This is a genomic window from Thalassospira lucentensis MCCC 1A00383 = DSM 14000 (assembly GCF_000421265.1).
Lineage (GTDB): Bacteria > Pseudomonadota > Alphaproteobacteria > Rhodospirillales > Thalassospiraceae > Thalassospira > Thalassospira lucentensis.
Genome location: NZ_ATWN01000002.1, coordinates 148015 through 166999, shown reverse-complemented (window position 1 = coordinate 166999; position 18985 = coordinate 148015). Strand labels below are relative to the sequence as shown.

Here is an 18985-nt window from a genome sequence, read left to right as displayed (position 1 = left end):
TAAATATAGGAAAAACCGCAACATTTAGAACACCTAATCGAACAATTTGTCGATGTCATCCTGGCTGATACCTTCGCCTTGCAGCTGGGGACCATTCAGAAGTTCGGAGTCTTCCGGCTTCTCTTCGGTGTCGTCCTTGTCTGAAACTGGCAGGTCGGAAAATGCGTCCTCACCCCAGATCGAAATCATGTTGTGAACCCGTTCCTCAACGAATGCGAGGGTGCTCACAACCTTGTTGATCCGCTGGCCGGTAATGTCCTGAAAGTTACAGGATTCAAATATTTTCGTGACGATAAAGGCAATCTGCTCAACGTGATCGGCGACAAAATCACTCGGCGCCGAATTTTTCAACGTCATTGCCAGATCGTCGATCTGCTCCGCAGACTCAAGGATCGTATGAGTTGCCATCTCCGTATCCTTGACAATGGCGTCAAGCTCGGTTGCGGCACTCATGAACCGGTCATCCTGCGCCTTTGGATGGCGAAGTGACGCAATCTGAACCTTGGCCTTGTGGATGTGCTCGTTCATTTCCTCGATCTGGGTCCGGATCAGTTCCAGATCGTCACTATCGGGTTCAGATGCACCGGGCCGGCTTGAATGGCTGAAGTTACTTGAAACCGGCTCAGGCAATACATCCATCGGCGCATCGTTTGAGGCAACCGGTGCTGCCATGCCGCCTGCATCCGCGGCGCCAGCCAACTGCCCGCCATTTCCAACAGCATCGCGCAACTGCCCGACTTCCGCGCGCAACGCCCGGATTTCATCAAGAATGGCCTGATTGATCCCCGACGTATCCTCAGAGACATGTGATGGTGATGGCGACGGCAAGGCTTCCCCCGCCCCCATACCAGTTTCAAGAGTAGGGTCAAAAAACGAATCCGACCAGTCTTCGACACCCCCACCCGAGCGTTCTTTTAACCGACGTTCGGCGGTAAACACTTTTTGTACGCGACGCGACATGATTGAATTCAAACCTCCGGCAATGGGCATTCGCCCTATCGCACTATCCCCAAACTTAACCCACCGGGCTCCGTTCATTACAATTCGAACAAGTATAAGGGTTGAGATTGCGACAAGTCCAATGAGTTTCAAGAACAAGTCCTTGAAAAAGAACACCCCGACCATCTGGCCGGGGTGCTTTTAACTGCCGCTTTGCGTTGTGTATCAAGCCGTTTCCGGCATCCAGCGCAAAACAGGTTTTCTTGCTGCTGCCGTTTCGTCAAGACGACGACGCGGCGTCAAATACGGCGCATTCTTGAAGAATTCCGCATCTCCGGCCTGTGCTTTGGCCGTCAAAGACAGAACAGCATCACAGAACTGATCAATCGATTCTTTGGTTTCCGTTTCGGTCGGTTCGACCAAAAGTGCACCATGCACCACCAATGGGAAATACATCGTCATCGGGTGGAAACCCTCGTCGATGATTGCCTTGGCAAGATCAAGGGTCGAAACCCCGGTATCCTTGAGGAACCCATCGTCAAACAGCGCTTCGTGCATGCAATACCCCGGGTATGCGACGCTGAGCTTGTCTTTCAGACGGGCCAGCAGATAGTTCGCATTGAGAACCGCATCACCAGATGCCTGACGCAGGCCATCAGAACCATGGCTTTTCATATAGGCCAGTGCCCGGATGAACATGCCCATCTGACCGTGGAAGCCCTTCAGGCGCCCAAACGGCTTGGTGCCGTCATTTTCGTCTGCAGTTTCCACCAGACGGAACCCGTCCTCGGTACGCACAACATAGGGGATCGGGGCAAAGGGTGCGAGTGCATCCGAAAATACAACCGGCCCTGAACCCGGACCACCACCGCCATGCGGGGTCGAGAAGGTTTTATGCAGATTGATATGCATCGCATCAATGCCAAGATCAGCCGGGCGGACCCGACCAACAATGGCGTTGAAATTCGCACCATCGCAATAGAAATAGCCACCCGCGGCATGGACCAGATCGGCAATCTTGCGCACATCACGCTCAAACAACCCACAGGTATTCGGGTTGGTCAGCATGATGCCGGCCACATCATCACCAAGCTTGGCTTCGAATGCGGCCAGATCAACACGGCCGTCTTCGGTTGCCGGAATGGAATCAACCGTAAAGCCACAGGCCGCAGCCGTCGCCGGGTTGGTCCCATGTGCGGATTCGGGCACAAGAACACGACGGCGGTTTTCCCCGCGTGCATCAAGGGCGGCACGAATAGCCATCATGCCACACAGCTCCCCTTGCGCACCGGCAGCCGGTGACATGGCAACCGCAGGCATTCCGGTCAGAACCAGCAACCAATGCGCACATTGGTCAATCAGCTCAAGCGCGCCTTGCACCGTGCTTTCAGGCTGCATCGGGTGCAGATCGGCAAGGCCCGGCAGACGGGCAACTTTTTCGTTGATGCGCGGGTTATGCTTCATGGTGCATGAACCCAGCGGGAAGAACCCGGAATCAATCCCGAAATTCTTCTGCGACAATCGGGTAAAGTGACGCACCACTTGCGGTTCCGACAGGCCCGGAAGACCGACATTGCTGTCGCGGTCCAAACCGCCAAGACGCGATTTGGTTCCTTTTGGTTCGGGCAGATCAACGCCGGTACGACCCGCTTGGCCCTGTTCAAAAATCAGTTTTTCTTCAAGAACAAGTCCACGGTTACCGGTATGAGTTGTGAAGGTCATGCCAGCGCCTCCTTCAATGCGTCCGCAAGGTCCGCGATGTCTTCGTCTGTGTTGGTTTCCGTCACCGCCACCAGAAGGTAGTTGTCCAGATCCGAACGGTTCGGATACAGACGCGACAGCGGAACGCCGCCAAGAACGCCCTTATCAACCAGAACCTCAAGCACGTCTGCAGCTGGCTTGCTCAGCTTCACGGAGAACTCGTTAAAGAAGCTGTCATTAACCACCGTAACACCGTCAACCGCATCAAGTGCATCGGCGGCTTTGCAGGCATTTTCGTGGTTCAGGGTCGCCAAACGGCGATAACCATCTTCACCCAGAAGGCTCATATGCACCGTAAAGGCCAACGAACACAGACCCGCATTGGTACAAATGTTCGATGTCGCCTTTTCACGACGGATATGCTGTTCACGGGTCGAAAGGGTCAGAACAAAACCGCGCTTGCCGTCCTGATCGACCGTTTCACCACACAGACGACCGGGCATCTGGCGCACCAGTTTCTGGGTTGTGGCAAACAGACCAACATAAGGACCACCATAGCTCAGCGCATTGCCGATCGACTGGCCTTCGCCGCACACGATGTCCGCCCCAAAGCTGCCCGGTGATTTGATCGCACCAAAGGCAACCGCCTCGGTAAAGACAACCACCAGAAGCGCACCCTTGGCATGGCATACTTCGGCAAGCTTGGTATGGTCCTGAACCCGTCCGAACACATCGGGGTACTGAACCACAACGCAGGCCGTCTGATCATCAATCAGGTCGTCGAGTTCTTCGACCGTTGCCTGCTGTTCGGGATTGCCATCGCGTCCGGCAACTTCGGTGTCACTGAACTGGCAATAGGTTTCCGTCACTTCGCGGTAATGCGGATGCACCCCGCCCGACAGCACGGCCTTTTTGCGACGTGTCGCACGGCATGCCATCAAGACCGCCTCGGCACAGGACGTTGCCCCATCCCACATTGATGCGTTGGCCACATCCATGCCGGTGATCGAGGCCACCTGTGTCTGGAATTCAAACAGATACTGCAATGTACCTTGGGCGATTTCAGGCTGATACGGGGTATAGGCCGTCAGAAACTCGCCACGCTGGATCACGTAATCAACAGTCGCCGGCACGTGATGGCGATAGGCACCTGCACCCAAGAAGCTTGGCACACTCGACGCACCAGTATTCTTGGCCGCCAAAGCCATCATGTCGCGTTCGACCTGCATTTCGCCAAGATGGCTTGGCAGATCAACCGGGGCATCAAGCAACGCACCGTCAGGAACGTCATGATAAAGTTCATCGACGGACGCTGCCCCGATGGTTTCAAGCATCGACGCGCGGTCAGCGCGGGTTAAGGGAAGATAACGCATGCTTACAGACCTTCAACGAAGTCTTTATAGGCCGCTTCATCCATCAGCTCATCAAGCTGGGACTCGTCAGTCAGCGACATTCTGAAAAACCAGCCATCCGTTTCCGGGGCTTCGTTGACCAGTGCCGGATTAACATCAAGGTCTTCATTAATCTCGACAACCTCGCCATCAAGCGGCGCATAAACGTCACTGGCAGCTTTCACAGACTCAACCACTGCCGCATCGCCATCTTTGGTCAGTTTCTTACCAATTTCCGGCAGTTCGACATAAACAATGTCACCAAGCGACTGTTGCGCATAATCGGTAATCCCGATCGTTGCGATGCCGTCTTCAAGTTCAATCCACTCATGTTCCTGCGAGAATTTCTTAGCCATTTTAATTTGTCCCTGTTGATCGATTGTCTGCCAACGCGGCGATCAGCCGCACATTCAAGAAAGAGTACGACACTTAGCCGCGGAAATAACGATGTGGCGCGAACGGAAGTTCAACAACCTCGGCCGGGCGGGCCTTGCCGCGCACCATAAGATCGACCTTGGTACCCGGTGCGGCAAATTCAATTGCCACATACCCCATGGCAATCGGAGCATCGACCGTCGGACCAAACCCGCCACTGGTGATTTCACCGATTTCTTCCCCGTCCGTATTCAGGATGGAAGTATGTTCGCGTGCAGGTGCCTTGCCTTCGGGTTTGATGCCAACGCGTTTACGATCCGCACCATGTTCAAGCTGATCAAGGATGACATCCGCCCCCTTGAACCCGCCTTCGGCCCGGCGGCGTTTGTTAATGATCCAGTTCAGATCACCCTCGACCGGGGTCGTGGTGGTGTCGATGTCATTGCCATACAGGCAAAGACCGGCCTCAAGACGGAGCGAATCACGCGCGCCAAGACCAATGGCCTCAACCTCATCTTCACCCAGAAGCTTGCGCGCAAGTTCTTCGGCGCGATCATTGGGTACGGAAATTTCATAGCCATCTTCGCCGGTATAGCCCGACCGGGTGACAAAGCAGGCAATACCCGCAATATCAAGTTCGGCAAAACTCATGAATTTAAGCTCGGTCACGGCCGGGGCAAAACGCGCCAATACGTTTGCGGCTTCTGGTCCCTGCAACGCCATAAGCGCCCGGTCATCAATTTCTTCAAGCGACACGCCATCGCCAAGGTTGGCGCGCATGTGCACGATATCGTCATCCTTGCACGCCGCATTGATCACCAAAAACAGGCTGTCGCCCGCATTGGTAATCATAAGGTCATCAAGGATAGTGCCATCATCATTGGTAAAGGCGGAATAGCGGGTACGACCGGGTTTAAGGATCGCAATATCACCGGGCACAAGCTTTTCAAGCTCGGCCACGCGGTGTTCACCAGTCAAGCGAACCTGCCCCATGTGTGAAACGTCAAAAAGTCCGGCTTTGGCACGGGTATGAAGATGTTCGCCTTTCACACCCAGCGGGAATTGAACAGGCATGTCATAGCCCGCAAACGGCACCATTTTGCCGCCAAGCTCTACATGCAGGTCATGAAGGGCAGTTTTAAGCAGTTCGGTCTGATCATCGGCCATCAAGGTCTCCGGAACAGTGGTTGTGAAACATAGCCGACCAAAGGCCAACCACATTCCCCCTCTGTCTTGGAGCCTGAAAGAATCACAGCCGATTTAGATCATCGGTCTGCTTACATCTTCGGCGAGGCACACATCATAAGATGCCACCTACTTTCCAGAGTCCCATCTCCCCGCGGTCCGTTTGCCTGAGAGTTTCCGGGGTGGTTGCTCCTTCGGCGTCCGCGCAATCCGTTATGGACCGTGGCACTCTCCCACGGGGATCACTTGGGTATGCGTTCTTATACGGATTTCATCCCAAACCGACCAGCCCCTAATTTCGGGCAATCACGGACGGAGGTTTTCAACCCTGATCGGTTATTCGGACCCGAAACGACGGTTATAGTCGAGCTGATCTGAATTGAGCTGGAAGCCCAGGTAAATTTCATATTCCGGCCCGGCCCACACATCAGAAAGCGGCACCGTCAGGGTCACCTGCTCGTCGCGATAGCGCGCAAGATTGAGGTTTTCGGAGAACGGCATGTTCACATCGAAAACCGACTTCTCAACAAAATTTCCGTCCGGATCGCGCAAGGCAACGAAATACTGGAATGTTGCGCCACGGCTCTGGGCTGCGGGTCCAAGTTCGGCGGTGATGATCGGGCTGATGATCACATCAAGCGTCTTGTCATCAAGGTCATAGCCGCAATCGCCCAGATACCCGTTAAACTCGGCTTCGAACATGACATCAGTCAAATCCTTGCCTGCACCATTAAACTGGGTCAGCTTTGCCGTATCCTTTGGCAAATAGGCCGATGGACATACCGGAACCGGAACTTCTTCGAACGGATTACTCCCGCACGCGGCCAAAAGCCCCGCAAGCGAGACCATTCCAAATGCACATGTACGTCGCAATCCGTTACCGATTGTCATCCAAGCCTCTATTATACCGTCTGTTTTATGACCATACCCGGTTTCGGGCGGCCCGCGCGCAGTCTATTCTTTCGCCGTGCCGCACACAACCCGCTTCGAACACAGGTCGACAAACAAAACAGGAAACCCGCACGTCGAAAGCTATACTCTAATCGTTGCTCAGACATTGCACCGCAAGATCAGGCGGGTTATGTAACGAGGACGTTTAAACAACTGTGCTGAGCGTATCAGCACACATGGAAACTCGGACAGTATCATGTCAGACAAAGCCGAACTTCGGATCGTTCTTGCCAACCCGCGCGGATTTTGTGCCGGGGTTGATCGCGCGATTGAGATTGTGGAAAAGGCGCTCGTAAAATATGGCGCGCCTGTCTATGTTCGACATGAAATCGTTCACAACAAATTCGTCGTAGATCGCCTGCGCGACATGGGCGCTGTTTTCGTTGATGAACTTGATGCGGTTCCCGACGGTGTTCCCGTCATCTTTTCGGCGCACGGCGTTCCCAAATCGGTTCCCGAAGCCGCCGAAAGCCGCAAACTGGAATATCTCGATGCGACCTGTCCGCTGGTCTCAAAAGTCCACCGTGGCGCTGAACGTCATCATGCGGATGGCAAACATATTCTTTTGATCGGTCACGCGGGCCACCCGGAAGTTATCGGCACCATGGGTCAATTACCACCGGGTAGCATGACCTTGATCGAAACCGAGGAAGACGCCGAAAATCTGGAATATCACACCCCGGAAGACCTTGCCTTTGTCACCCAGACCACGCTGTCGCTCGATGACACCGCGAAAATCATCGAAATTCTTCAACGGCGTTTCCCGTCCATTTCAGTGCCGAAAAAAGAAGACATCTGCTATGCGACGACCAATCGTCAGCATGCTGTCAAACTGATCGCGGAAAAGACCGAAGCCATTCTGGTACTTGGCGCCCCGAACTCGTCAAACTCCAACCGTCTGGTCGAAGTTGCCAAACGCGAAGGATGTGACAAATCGGTTCTGGTTGAACGGGCCAAAGATATCGACTGGTCAACCCTTGAAGGCATCACATCCCTTGGCATCACAGCCGGGGCATCCGCACCGGAAATCCTGGTCGAGGAAGTCATTGATGCTTGTCGTGAACGCTATAACGTCACAATTGAAACCATCACATTGACCGACGAAAATGTGACCTTCAAACTGCCCCGTCAGCTCGCAAGCTGATCTGGTTTCAAACCTAATTCAGGAATATTAAAGACCCAATGGCCGTCTATACCGACGTTTCAGACGAAGATATCTTTCGTTTTGTCGCCGAATACGATATCGGTGATGTCGTTTCGTTCAAGGGCATCGCAGAAGGCGTGGAAAATACCAATTTCCTGCTTCAGACGACCAAGGCACCTTTTATCCTGACCCTGTATGAAAAACGGGTAAACCCGGATGACCTGCCGTTCTATCTGGGACTGATGGATCACCTGTCGGCCACCGGTCTTAATTGCCCGACCCCGATCCATGGTAAGGATGGTGTTGCGCTGCGTCGCCTGTGCGGTCGCCCGGCTGCGATTACATCCTTCTTGCAGGGCATGTCACCGCGCCGCATCCAGCCACACCATTGCGCCGGACTTGGCACCGCACTCGCACAGCTCCATACTGCCGGTCTGGGCTTTGAAATGCACTTGCCCAACGCGCTGAGCGTCAAAGGCTGGCGACCGCTGTTTGAAAGCTGCCAGGAACACGCCGATGATGTTGAACCCGGTTTGGGCAAAATGATCGGTGATGAGCTTGATTATCTTGAAGCCAACTGGCCGCATGCCCTGCCCAAAGGCGTCATTCATGCCGACCTTTTTCCTGACAACGTGTTTTTCTTCCCCGGCAAGGAAGATGTGTCGGGCCTGATTGATTTCTATTTCGCCTGCAATGACCTTCTGGCCTATGACATCGCGATCTGCATGAATGCGTGGTGCTTTGAACCGGACAGCAGCTTTAACGTCACCAAGGCAAAAAACCTTCTGTCGTATTATGGCAAGGTACGCGGGCTTTCCGATGCGGAATTGGCCGCCCTTCCCGTTCTGGCACGTGGGGCCAGCTTGCGGTTCTTGCTGACCCGTCTTTATGACTGGGTCAACACCCCCAAGGACGCATTGGTCACGCCCAAAAATCCCCGCGAATACATCACCAAACTGCGGTTCCATCAACGGGTGGAAAATGCATCGGCCTATGGTCTTGATTAAGGACGTGACGAGATGACTTCAGACGCAACAGACGACAACCACGTCGAGATATATACCGATGGTGCATGTAGTGGAAACCCCGGCCCCGGTGGCTGGGGGGCGATCTTGCGCTTTAAGGGTGTCGAAAAAGAACTGTCGGGTGGTGATCCGGAAACCACCAACAACCGCATGGAAATGATGGCCGCGATCAGCGCGCTTGAAGCCCTGAAACGTCCTTGCATCATCAATGTCTATACCGACAGCAGCTATGTCCGTGATGGCATTACCAAATGGATTTTTGGCTGGCAGAAACGCGGTTGGAAAACGGCTGACAAGAAGCCGGTCAAGAACGTCGAACTGTGGCAACGCATGCTCGAAGCCTTAAAACCCCATCAGGTCGAATGGCACTGGGTTAAAGGCCACGCTGGCCACCCGGAAAACGAACGCTGCGATGAACTCGCCCGGCTGGCTGTGCCTAAGGTCTGAACCCTAAATAGTGACAAATCCTTACAATTGATGACAAATACTTGAAGCTGAACCACGTCGCTCCAAAATAGATGGGGTTGGAGAACTTAAGACGTTTATTTATAAGAAAATCAAAATCAAACTTGCGTTTCGACAAGCTTCCGGGTTCATTCAACCCTGACGTAAGGGGTATTGGCCCCCATACAAAGGTCGAGTATTGTAGAGCTTGGCTAGTCGAAAGTGGGTGCCTAGGAGAATACGTTTGTCGCGCGGATCGTACGGCTTTTTACAAAGCAAGTCGCTTAGCAGCCGGTTGCTATTCATAGCATTGCCGCTGGTTTCGATGTTTTCGCTCGCGCTGTTTGTCGTGTTCGGGTACGTCAGCTACAAGGTTCTGCGCGATGATTTGAACGGCAAAGTCGAACAAACCGCCGACATCAACGCGCGCGTTCTTGCCACCCCGTTCTGGTATCTTGACGTCGATAATATCGAATCCGCACTGAACGCTATGGCGCGTGATAGCGACATCGTAGCTGTGCAGGCCCTTGGCGCCGACGGAACCGAATTTGCCCATACTGGCATTTCCCAATCCGAACTGGCCGATACGCTCCGCCTGTCGCGCCGAGTCTACTTTGAACGCAATAATGTTCGCCACGACATTGGCGAACTGGTGATCTACTTCACAGAAGAACGTGTCCAGAACCTTCTTCTCCGACGCATCGCGATTGACATGGTCCTGTTTGGCCTGCTGATCGCTGTCGTGGCCGCCAGTTTGCTGATTGCCAACAAACGCTCGATCAAGGAACCGCTTAACCGCCTGTTGCATTCCATCCGGATGACCAAGCATGGCCGTTTGCGCCGCCCGGTTGAATGGAACAGTGCCGACGAACTTGGTCTTTTGATCCGCGAATATAACGAAATGGTCGCCCTGCAAGGGCAATCGCAGGAAGAAGCCCAGCGTAAGCAGGCCCTGCTTGAAGCAACCCTTCATAATATTGGTCAGGGCATCTGCCTGTTCGATCAGGACCTTAATCTGATGGTCTGGAACGAACGCTACATCGAATTGCTCAACCTGCCGCGTGATCTGGTCAAGGAAGGCACTCCGCTTTCCGATATCCTGCGTTTTAACGGTGAACGCGGCGAATATGGCGATGTCAGTATTCAAGCTCTGATTTCCGACCGTGTGGCGATTGCGCGTCGTCGCGAACCCTATCGCATGGAACGTACCCGCCCGAACGGCCGTGTTATTCAGGTCGATCACAACCCGATGCCGGGCGGCGGCTATGTTGCGACCTATACCGACATTACCGAACGTAAACAGACCGAAGCCCGCATGCGCCATCTTGCCGTGCATGATGTGCTGACCAGCCTGCCAAACCGCACCCTGTTCCTTGACCGTCTGCGACAGGCCTTACTTTCGGCACGCCGGTTCCAACGCGGAGTTACGGTTCTGTTTGTCGACCTTGACCGGTTCAAGGACATCAATGACCACTTTGGCCATGATGTCGGCGATCTGATGATTCAGGAAATGGGACAACGTCTATCCCGGATCATTCGCGATTCCGATACAGCCGCCCGTCTTGGCGGTGATGAATTCGCAATTATTCAGACCGACGTTCAAAACATCGAAGACACCATTGTCCTTGCCCAGCGCATCATCGATGAACTGTGCCAACCATTTGATTGCCGTGGCATCCGCCTGCATTCCACCGCCAGTGTCGGCATCACCCTGTTCCCCGAGGACGGTGAAAATCCCGAACAGCTGGTCAAAAATGCCGATATGGCGATGTATGCCGCCAAGGCCGAAGGCCGCAACAATTACCGCTTCTTCCTGCCCTCCATGCACGAACGGGTCAAAGAACGCAAAACCATTGAAGAAGATCTGCGCAACGCGCTTGAGCACGATCAGCTTGAACTTTATTACCAGCCCAAAATCGACTGCCGGACCGAACGGGTCGTGGGCGCCGAAGCTCTTGTGCGCTGGCACCATCCTGATCGCGGCCTCATCATGCCGGGCGAATTCATCTCGGTGGCTGAAGAATGCGGTCTGATCAACCGTCTCGGCGCATGGGTTCTTGAAAAAGCCTGCAAACAAACGCAGATCTGGCGCGACACCACCTTGCCGGGTCTCCGCATTGCCGTAAACCTGTCGCCCGCACAGTTCCAGGATGCTGAACTGGTATCGAGTGTCACCCGGATCGTCAAAGATACAGCAATGCCAGAAGGCACGCTCGAACTCGAAATTACCGAGTCGATCCTGATGAACAATCCGGAAAAAGCCGTCTCGACGCTAAAAGAACTCAAGGCACTTGGCGTGATGATCGCCATTGACGACTTTGGTACCGGCTATTCGTCGCTCAACTACCTCAAACGGTTCCCCGTCAGCTCAATCAAGATCGACCAGTCCTTTGTTAATGACATCCACGTTGATGTTGATGACAAGGCCATTGTTGATGCGGTGATTGGCTTGGGCCACAGCCTCAATCTCGAAGTCGTTGCCGAGGGTGTGGAAGAAGTCGAACAGCTCAATTATCTGCGTGAAAAGGGCTGCGACTTCATTCAGGGCTACCTCTATTCCAAACCGCTGCCGGCCGACACATTCGTCACCTGGGTCACCGAACGTCAGGCTCAGGAACCCAAACGGATTTCCGCCAAAACCTGATTGAAGAAAAACAGCCCAAGCGCGGGCTTGGGCTGTTTTTTTAGTTTGGCAGAAACTCATTCGAAAATCATCTGTGGACGGTAAAACCGCCCGCCTAACGATCTGGTTCCGTCAGATACTGCCGTTATCGGCGGGCTGAAGACCAACCCACCGAAGATACATTTAACGTGCGCGTAACTGCGCCTGTATTACGCGTTCATGCCGCTATCGACGATAAATTCCGAACCGGTGACGACCTTTGCCTCTGGCCCGGCAAGCCACGCGACAAGACCGGCTGTATCATTGGCATCACTGTAATCTGGGATGGCCATGATGCGGCGCGCTGCATCGGCGATGTCGCCCTCTGACGGGTTCATGTCGGTTTCGGTTGGCCCCGGGTGAATAACATTGACGGTGATTTTGCGCGGGCCCAAATCCCGGGCCACCCCACGAGTAAAGCCGATAAGCGCCGATTTTGACAGGGCATAAAGGCTAAGCCCCGGCCATGGCACCTGACGTGCCAGATTACTGCCTGTCGTAATGATCCGACCACCATCGGGCATATGGGCAAGTGCGGCCTTGGTCGCGACGAAAACCGCACGCACATTGACATCAACCGTGCGGTCAAACTGCTCGATACTCAATTCGTCAATCGGTGCGAATTCGATAATCCCGGCATTATTCACCAGAATATCGATCTGCCCAAGTTGCGCCGCTGCCTGATGAATTGCGGCTTCGATCTCGTTAGCATTGCGGTTATCGGCCTTTATCGCCAAGGCCGTACCGCCGGCCGCCTCAATCTCGCCGACGACATCGCGTGCCCGGTCCGGACTACTGACATAGGTAAGCACAACTGTGGCCCCGTCGCGGGCCAGACGTTTTGCGATGGCGGCCCCAATGCCACGGCTTGCGCCAGTGACGAAGGCAACTTTTCCAGTAAGGTTCTGCATAGGAAACTCCAATTATGTAATGATCACTACATAATTGATCGCAGCCTTGCATTTTGACGTCAAGTAATTTATTTAGTGATCATTACATAATTAGGAAATCAGACCATGGCGACACGCGGCAGACCACCCGCATTTGACCGGGACGATGCATTGGATAAGGCCCTTGGCCTGTTCTGGGAACGGGGCTATGACAATACATCCATGGCCGATCTCAGCACGGCAATGGAACTCCGCCCGCCCAGCATCTATGCCGCCTTTGGCAGTAAGGAATCGCTGTTTGATGAGGTTATCATCCATTACAGCAAACTTCACGGCACAGAAATCTGGGGCAATCTAGAACGGTTCAAACACCCCAAAGCCGCCACCCACCACGTACTGGTCGCCTCGGCCAACGCCTTTACCCGTGATGATACACCGCATGGCTGTCTAGTTGTGCTGGCCGCACCACAGGCGGAGTCAAACCACGCAACCGTCAATCAAACCCTGCGCGGTTATCGCCGTAAAGTGACTGAAATCTTACGAAATCTGTATGTCGAAGGACAACGTCGCGGTCACATTCCAAGCATCGCCAACATCGACACCATGGCGACCTATTACGCGACTGTGCAGCATGGCATGTCCATACAGGCACGCGATGGCGCAACACGCGCCGAGATGATCGCCGTCGCCGATGCCGCCATGACGACATGGCCCAACCTGATCAGTTCATCGCAAACCAGACGCTAGGGGGCCAGAACGCGTCTCCGCGCCCCCAATCAATAAATCGCCGTTCCCGCCCCGTCCGCTTTGCGATTACCTGGCTGGGCGACAGATGGTTCTGACGATGTGCGATCCACCAGATCGACAATTTCGGAAATCACCCGCACCAGTTGGTAATCCTTGGGCGTATAAACCGCCGCCACCCCCATCTGGCGCAAGATCAGCATATCGGCCTCGGGGATGATGCCGCCGACCACCACGGGAATATGCCCCGCTCCGCGCGCCCGCAATCCATTGACCACCTCGCGCACCAGCGGCACATGCGACCCCGACAGGATCGAAAGCCCGATCACATGCGCCCCCTCGTCAATCGCATTGCGCACTAGCTCATCCGGTGTCCAGCGAATGCCGTCATATAAAACCTCAATCCCGGCTTCACCGGCCTTGACCGCAATTTGTTCGGCCCCGTTGGAATGCCCATCAAGCCCCGGCTTGCCAACCAGCATCTTCATGCGTTCACCAAGCTTTTCCGAAACCTCATCGACCCGTGTGCGCAAGGTCTGAAGGTTTTCCGCATCCCCGGTCACGATCATAGATGTAATGCCGGTTGGCGCACGATATTCGCCAAATACTTCGCGCAGGGTTTCCGACCATTCGCCGGTCGTCACCCCGGCATGGGCACAGGCAATCGAACTTTCCATAATATTGCGGCCTTCACGGGCGGCCTGTTCCAGGGTCGATAATGTGTCCCTAACCTTGGCCTGATCACGATCAGATCGCCAGGCTTTCAGTTTTTCAATCTGTTCCTGCTCGGCCATCTCATCAACCGTCATGATCGATTTCTCCCCTGACGTCAGGGGCGATGGCTCGGTTTCGGTGAAGGCATTGACCCCAATAACCTTGGTCACCCCGTTTTCAATATCGGCCAAGCGCATGGCGTTGGATTTGACCAGTTCCTGTTTCATATATCCGGCATCCACCGCCGCAATCGCCCCACCCATGGCATCAAGCCGGGCCAGTTCGGCCCGTGCGCCTTCCTTAAGGGCACCGACCTTGCGGTCAATCGCCGGGTTGCCATCAAACAGGTCCTCATATTCCAGAAGATCGGTTTCATAGGCCATGATTTGCTGAAGCCGCAGCGACCATTGCTGATCCCAGGGTCGTGGCAGACCAAGCGCCTCATTCCACGCTGGAAGCTGCACCGCACGTGCCCGGGCATTTTTCGATAAAACCACCGACAGCATTTCGATCAGGATGCGATAGACGTTGTTTTCCGGCTGCTGTTCGGTAAGCCCCAGTGAATTGACCTGAACCCCATAGCGGAACCGCCGGTATTTGGCGTCTTCGATGCCATATCGGTCGCGGGTGATTTCATCCCACAGTTCGCAAAATGCCCGCATCTTGCAGATTTCTGTGACAAAGCGGATACCGGCATTGACGAAAAATGAAATCCGCCCGACCACCTTGGCAAAGTCTTCTTCGGGCACCTGCCCCGAATCGCGCACCGCATCCAGAACCGCAATCGCCGTGCCCAGCGCATAGGCCAGTTCCTGTTCGGCCGTCGCACCGGCTTCTTGCAAATGGTACGAACAGACATTCATCGGGTTCCATTTTGGCACCTCGCGGTAGGTAAATGCCGCAACATCGGTAATCAGTTTCAAACTCGGTGCCGGGGGAAAGATATATGTCCCGCGTGACAGATATTCCTTGATGATGTCGTTCTGGGTCGTGCCCTGAAGGCTGGCACGTGGCGTTCCCTGCTTTTCCGCCACCGCGATATAAAGCGATAACAACCATGCGGCGGGCGCATTGATCGTCATCGATGTGTTCATCTGATCAAGGGGAATGCCGTCAAACAAGGTCATCATGTCGCCGATATGCCCAACCGGCACCCCGACCTTGCCGACTTCACCGCGTGCCAGAACATGATCCGAATCGTAGCCGGTCTGGGTTGGCAGGTCGAAGGCCACCGAAAGCCCGGTCTGCCCTTTTGCCAGATTCTGACGATACAGCGCGTTCGACGCCGCCGCCGAACTGTGCCCGGCATAGGTCCGGATCAACCATGGGCGATCCCGTTCCGCATTTACTGCGCTGCGCTGGTTTTCCATCGGCATCACGACCTCGCGTACTTTTATTACTGAAACGCTTACGTTTTATTACACGAAAACGTTATTAAATTATCCACTAGACATCATTTGGATAATTATATAACAATTTGTGCAACGCGATAAAAGCGAAAACAAACTAATCCCGGAACCCCGCCGCGCAATATCGGCTGAAAACCGGGGAATTGTCAGGGAAATAAAAACAAATTCCGTGGCTTGGAGGTTTCGTCGACCGCAGCGCAACACAGGGTAATTTTATTACAAGACACCCCGGCGCGATTCGGATCGACCCCGAACAAGGAGTGAAGGCCATGAATACCACTGCCGAAGTATTGCCTTTCCGCGGCGGTCAGGAAGTAAAAGACTTATATGAAATTGGCGAAATCCCGCCATTGGGTCATGTGCCCAAAAACATGTATGGCTGGGCCATTCGCCGTGAACGCCACGGCGAACCTGATACCGCCATGCAATGCGAAATCCTGCCGGTGACACAGCCTGACAGCCACGAAGTCCTCGTACTCGTGATGGCGGCGGGCGTGAATTACAACGGCGTCTGGGCGTCCCTCGGCCAACCGATCTCGGTCTTTGATGTTCATGACCTGCCCTATCATATCGCCGGGTCCGATGCGTCGGGCATCGTCTGGGCGGTTGGGTCAAAAGTCACCCGCTGGAAAGTCGGCGATGAAGTCGTCATTCACTGTAATCAGGATGATGGCGATGACGAGGAATGCAACGGCGGTGATCCGATGTTGTCCCCGACCCAGCGTATTTGGGGCTATGAGACCCCAGACGGGTCGTTTGCCCAGTTCACCTGTGTCCAGTCACAGCAACTCATGCCCCGTCCCAAACACCTGACGTGGGAAGAAAGTGCGTGTTACACCCTGACCCTTGCCACCGCCTATCGCATGCTGTTTGGCCATCGTCCGCACATCCTGCGTCCGGGGCATAATGTTCTGGTCTGGGGTGCATCGGGTGGTTTGGGATCGATGGCGATCCAGTTGATCACCACCGCCGGGGCCAATGCCATCGGGGTGATTTCCGATGAATCCAAACGTGAATTTGTGCTTGGCCTTGGGGCCAAGGCGGTCATCAACCGTAAGGATTTCAATTGCTGGGGCCAGTTGCCCACGGTCAATGGCCCGGAATTTGGCGATTACATGAAAGAAGTCCGCAAATTCGGCAAGGCGATCTGGGACATCACCGGCAAGGGCAATGACGTTGATATCGTCTTTGAACATCCCGGCGAACAAACCTTCCCGGTATCGTGCAACGTGGTGAAACGCGGCGGCATGGTGGTGTTCTGTGCTGGGACCACCGGCTTTAACCTGACGTTTGATGCGCGTTTCGTCTGGATGCGCCAGAAACGCATTCAGGGCAGCCACTTTGCCAACCTGAAACAGGCAGCACAGGCCAACAAGCTGATGATCGAACGCCGTATTGATCCCAGCATGTCCGAAGTGTTCAGTTGGGATGACATCCCGCGCTCGCATATGAAAATGATGCGCAACGAACACAAACCGGGAAATATGGCTGTACTGGTGCAGGCAAAACGCCCTGGCATGCGCACACTTGAAGAAGCAGTCGAAAGCTGAACCCACATAACGCTTTCGACTGACCGTTGGCACCCCGCGCGCGTTCTCGCCCGATCAGCGTACGGGGTGCCACCACCCTTTTCGGGCAGTTAGCTCCGATACCTAATTATGTTGTGCAATCGCCCCACATGATTGCCGATCCGAGGACCAGAACCATGACCGATACCGCCCTGCTTGCTGATTTGAACCGTCTGTGTGACGACGCCGTGTCGGCACTGGCACCTGTGTATGATGCAGCCGAAAATGCCCTGCGTGCGGCGGTTACCATCGATGGCAAGGTTGATGCCGCCGCCTTTGATGAACATCAGTTTGCCGCCCATGGTTTTGCCTGGTTCACAACCTATGTCACCGCCCTTCAGCAAATGAAGGCATGGTCAGAACGGCTGAATACACAGGGCAAATACGGCACACTTGAACAGCTTATCCTGCAAGCCGCCTTTGGCGAATATCTGGCCCAGATTTCAGGCGGCATTGCCATGTCGCAGGGCGAATTTATCCGCCTTTCGACCCTTGGCGTTCCCGCCGATGTCATTACGGCATTCACCTCCAACCCATCGGTTAAGATGTTGGCGACACATGGCAACTCGGATGCCACGCGGCGCGCTATTGCCCATGAAATTCAAGACAGCCTTGATACCGGCCAGTTCGGTGAAACCGGCCTTGAAGACGAAACGCTTGATATGGTGCGCAACCAGTTCCGCCGCTTTGTCGATGAAAAGGTCACCCCCCATGCCCACGGCTGGCACGAACGCGATGAGTTGATCCCGATTGAGATCGTCAATGAGATGTCCGAACTCGGCGTGTTTGGCCTGACCATCCCCGAAGAATTCGGCGGACTTGGCATGGGCAAAACCGCCATGTGCGTCGTGACCGAGGAACTGTCGCGTGGCTATATCGGGGTCGGATCGCTCGGCACCCGGTCGGAAATTGCCGCCGAACTGATCCGCCTTGGCGGGACGGACGCACAAAAACAACATTACCTGCCCAAACTGGCATCGGGTGAAATCCTGCCCACCGCTGTTTTCACCGAACCAAACAATGGTTCCGATCTGGCCCATCTGCGCACCCGTGCCGTCAAGGATGGCGACACATACAAGGTCACCGGCAACAAAACCTGGATCACCCATGCTGCCCGGTCTGACCTGATGACGCTTTTGGCGCGCACCAACCCGGATGAAGCTGGCTATCGCGGGCTTTCGATGCTTTTGGCGGAAAAACCACGCGGTACGGACAATGATCCCTTCCCAGCCAACGGCATGTCCGGCGGCGAGATTGAGGTTCTTGGCTATCGCGGGATGAAAGAATACGAACTGTCGTTTGACGGGTTCGAGGTACCCAGTGAAAACCTTCTGGGCGGCGACGAAGGACAGGGGTTCAAGCAACTGATGGCAACGTTCGAGTCTGCGCGCATTCAAACCGCCGCCCGTGCGGTTGGTGTTGCCCAGAACGCGCTTGAAATCGGCATGCGCTATGCCAAGGACCGGGTGCAGTTTTCCAAACCGCTTTATGCCTTCCCGCGTGTGTATGGCAAGGTCGCATGGATGGTCGTGGAAACCATGATTGCCCGTCAGTTGACCTATTTCTCGGCCCTTGAAAAGGATCAGGATATCCGCTGCGACATTGAGGCGGGCATGGCAAAGCTTCTGGGCGCACGCGTCGCGTGGTCAAATGCCGACAATGCGCTTCAGATTCACGGCGGCAACGGCTATGCGCTGGAATATCAGATCAGCCGGGTTCTCTGTGATGCCCGTATTTTGAATATTTTCGAAGGCGCTGCTGAAATTCAGGCACAGGTCGTGACCCGCGGCATTCTGGGCCGCTGACCCGCTAACAGATTGAAACCTGACACAAATTTACATCT

At 54.6% G+C, this 18985-nt stretch carries 15 protein-coding genes and 2 riboswitches; of the genes, 7 read left to right on the top strand and 8 right to left on the bottom strand.

The features are described from left to right. Window positions 1–33: 33 nt before the first annotated feature. From K355_RS24975 to K355_RS0104850, 6 genes are all read right to left on the bottom strand, one after another. On the bottom strand, window positions 34–960 hold the full coding sequence (locus tag K355_RS24975) for a protein phosphatase CheZ (RefSeq protein ID WP_028791343.1): 927 nt from the start codon (window positions 958–960) through the stop codon (window positions 34–36). Between the two features lie 204 nt (window positions 961–1164). After that, window positions 1165–2661, bottom strand: coding sequence for an aminomethyl-transferring glycine dehydrogenase subunit GcvPB (gene gcvPB, locus K355_RS0104870; RefSeq protein WP_022730991.1), 1497 nt, complete (start codon window positions 2659–2661; stop codon window positions 1165–1167). Beyond that, window positions 2658–4013, bottom strand: coding sequence for an aminomethyl-transferring glycine dehydrogenase subunit GcvPA (gcvPA, locus tag K355_RS0104865; protein ID WP_022730990.1), 1356 nt, complete (start codon window positions 4011–4013; stop codon window positions 2658–2660). Before gcvPA ends, gcvPB begins: the two co-directional genes overlap by 4 nt. A gap of 2 nt (window positions 4014–4015) precedes the next feature. Further along, on the bottom strand, window positions 4016–4387 hold the full coding sequence (gene gcvH / locus K355_RS0104860; RefSeq protein ID WP_022730989.1) for a glycine cleavage system protein GcvH: 372 nt from the start codon (window positions 4385–4387) through the stop codon (window positions 4016–4018). 73 nt (window positions 4388–4460) lie between these two features. Continuing rightward, on the bottom strand, window positions 4461–5573 hold the full coding sequence (gcvT, locus tag K355_RS0104855; protein ID WP_022730988.1) for a glycine cleavage system aminomethyltransferase GcvT: 1113 nt from the start codon (window positions 5571–5573) through the stop codon (window positions 4461–4463). Window positions 5574–5632: 59 nt separating this feature from the next. Further along, window positions 5633–5733: riboswitch (glycine riboswitch) on the bottom strand. Between the two features lie 3 nt (window positions 5734–5736). After that, window positions 5737–5837: riboswitch (glycine riboswitch) on the bottom strand. A 90-nt stretch (window positions 5838–5927) separates the two neighbouring features. After that, a complete protein-coding gene (locus K355_RS0104850) occupies window positions 5928–6482 on the bottom strand; it encodes a hypothetical protein (RefSeq protein WP_022730987.1) in 555 nt (184 codons plus the stop codon). A gap of 256 nt (window positions 6483–6738) precedes the next feature. Here K355_RS0104850 and ispH point away from each other — a divergent pair, with 256 nt between their 5' ends. The 4 genes from ispH to K355_RS0104830 all read left to right on the top strand — a co-directional run bounded on the left by ispH (window position 6739) and on the right by K355_RS0104830 (window position 11799). After that, the gene (gene ispH / locus K355_RS0104845) at window positions 6739–7686 is read left to right on the top strand and encodes a 4-hydroxy-3-methylbut-2-enyl diphosphate reductase (RefSeq protein ID WP_022730986.1); all 948 of its coding nucleotides are present in this window, start codon (window positions 6739–6741) and stop codon (window positions 7684–7686) included. 38 nt (window positions 7687–7724) lie between these two features. Beyond that, window positions 7725–8693 (top strand): homoserine kinase, encoded by a 969-nt coding sequence (locus tag K355_RS0104840; RefSeq protein WP_022730985.1) that lies wholly within the window; start codon window positions 7725–7727, stop codon window positions 8691–8693. A gap of 12 nt (window positions 8694–8705) precedes the next feature. Continuing rightward, window positions 8706–9158, top strand: coding sequence for a ribonuclease HI (gene rnhA / locus K355_RS0104835; protein ID WP_022730984.1), 453 nt, complete (start codon window positions 8706–8708; stop codon window positions 9156–9158). Between the two features lie 241 nt (window positions 9159–9399). Continuing rightward, window positions 9400–11799, top strand: coding sequence for a putative bifunctional diguanylate cyclase/phosphodiesterase (locus K355_RS0104830; protein ID WP_022730983.1), 2400 nt, complete (start codon window positions 9400–9402; stop codon window positions 11797–11799). Between the two features lie 188 nt (window positions 11800–11987). Here the strand turns inward: K355_RS0104830 and K355_RS0104825 are convergent, their stop codons facing one another. Beyond that, window positions 11988–12728 carry an SDR family NAD(P)-dependent oxidoreductase gene (locus K355_RS0104825; protein ID WP_022730982.1) on the bottom strand — a complete coding sequence of 247 codons (741 nt, stop codon included), beginning with the start codon at window positions 12726–12728 and terminating at the stop codon, window positions 11988–11990. Between the two features lie 105 nt (window positions 12729–12833). Here K355_RS0104825 and K355_RS0104820 point away from each other — a divergent pair, with 105 nt between their 5' ends. Beyond that, window positions 12834–13454 carry a TetR/AcrR family transcriptional regulator gene (locus K355_RS0104820; RefSeq protein WP_022730981.1) on the top strand — a complete coding sequence of 207 codons (621 nt, stop codon included), beginning with the start codon at window positions 12834–12836 and terminating at the stop codon, window positions 13452–13454. 29 nt (window positions 13455–13483) lie between these two features. On the opposite strand, the gene K355_RS0104815 is transcribed toward K355_RS0104820, so the two are convergent. Beyond that, on the bottom strand, window positions 13484–15541 hold the full coding sequence (locus tag K355_RS0104815; protein WP_022730980.1) for a protein meaA: 2058 nt from the start codon (window positions 15539–15541) through the stop codon (window positions 13484–13486). Between the two features lie 302 nt (window positions 15542–15843). Here K355_RS0104815 and ccrA point away from each other — a divergent pair, with 302 nt between their 5' ends. Together ccrA and K355_RS0104805 are read left to right on the top strand one after the other, a co-directional pair. Next, on the top strand, window positions 15844–17124 hold the full coding sequence (gene ccrA, locus K355_RS0104810; RefSeq protein WP_022730979.1) for a crotonyl-CoA carboxylase/reductase: 1281 nt from the start codon (window positions 15844–15846) through the stop codon (window positions 17122–17124). 155 nt (window positions 17125–17279) lie between these two features. Next, window positions 17280–18947: an acyl-CoA dehydrogenase family protein gene (locus tag K355_RS0104805; RefSeq protein WP_022730978.1), complete on the top strand. Its 1668-nt coding sequence runs from the start codon at window positions 17280–17282 to the stop codon at window positions 18945–18947. Window positions 18948–18985: the final 38 nt, after the last annotated feature.

Coding starts and splice junctions, on each gene's coding strand:
- K355_RS0104815 (WP_022730980.1), bottom strand. CDS start 15,541: ATGCCGATGGAAAACCAGCGCAGCGCAGTAAATGCGGAACGGGATCGC.
- K355_RS0104850 (WP_022730987.1), bottom strand. CDS start 6,482: ATGACAATCGGTAACGGATTGCGACGTACATGTGCATTTGGAATGGTC.
- K355_RS24975 (WP_028791343.1), bottom strand. CDS start 960: ATGTCGCGTCGCGTACAAAAAGTGTTTACCGCCGAACGTCGGTTAAAA.
- ispH (WP_022730986.1), top strand. CDS start 6,739: ATGTCAGACAAAGCCGAACTTCGGATCGTTCTTGCCAACCCGCGCGGA.
- K355_RS0104820 (WP_022730981.1), top strand. CDS start 12,834: ATGGCGACACGCGGCAGACCACCCGCATTTGACCGGGACGATGCATTG.
- K355_RS0104840 (WP_022730985.1), top strand. CDS start 7,725: ATGGCCGTCTATACCGACGTTTCAGACGAAGATATCTTTCGTTTTGTC.
- gcvH (WP_022730989.1), bottom strand. CDS start 4,387: ATGGCTAAGAAATTCTCGCAGGAACATGAGTGGATTGAACTTGAAGAC.
- gcvPA (WP_022730990.1), bottom strand. CDS start 4,013: ATGCGTTATCTTCCCTTAACCCGCGCTGACCGCGCGTCGATGCTTGAA.
- ccrA (WP_022730979.1), top strand. CDS start 15,844: ATGAATACCACTGCCGAAGTATTGCCTTTCCGCGGCGGTCAGGAAGTA.
- gcvT (WP_022730988.1), bottom strand. CDS start 5,573: ATGGCCGATGATCAGACCGAACTGCTTAAAACTGCCCTTCATGACCTG.
- gcvPB (WP_022730991.1), bottom strand. CDS start 2,661: ATGACCTTCACAACTCATACCGGTAACCGTGGACTTGTTCTTGAAGAA.
- K355_RS0104825 (WP_022730982.1), bottom strand. CDS start 12,728: ATGCAGAACCTTACTGGAAAAGTTGCCTTCGTCACTGGCGCAAGCCGT.
- rnhA (WP_022730984.1), top strand. CDS start 8,706: ATGACTTCAGACGCAACAGACGACAACCACGTCGAGATATATACCGAT.
- K355_RS0104805 (WP_022730978.1), top strand. CDS start 17,280: ATGACCGATACCGCCCTGCTTGCTGATTTGAACCGTCTGTGTGACGAC.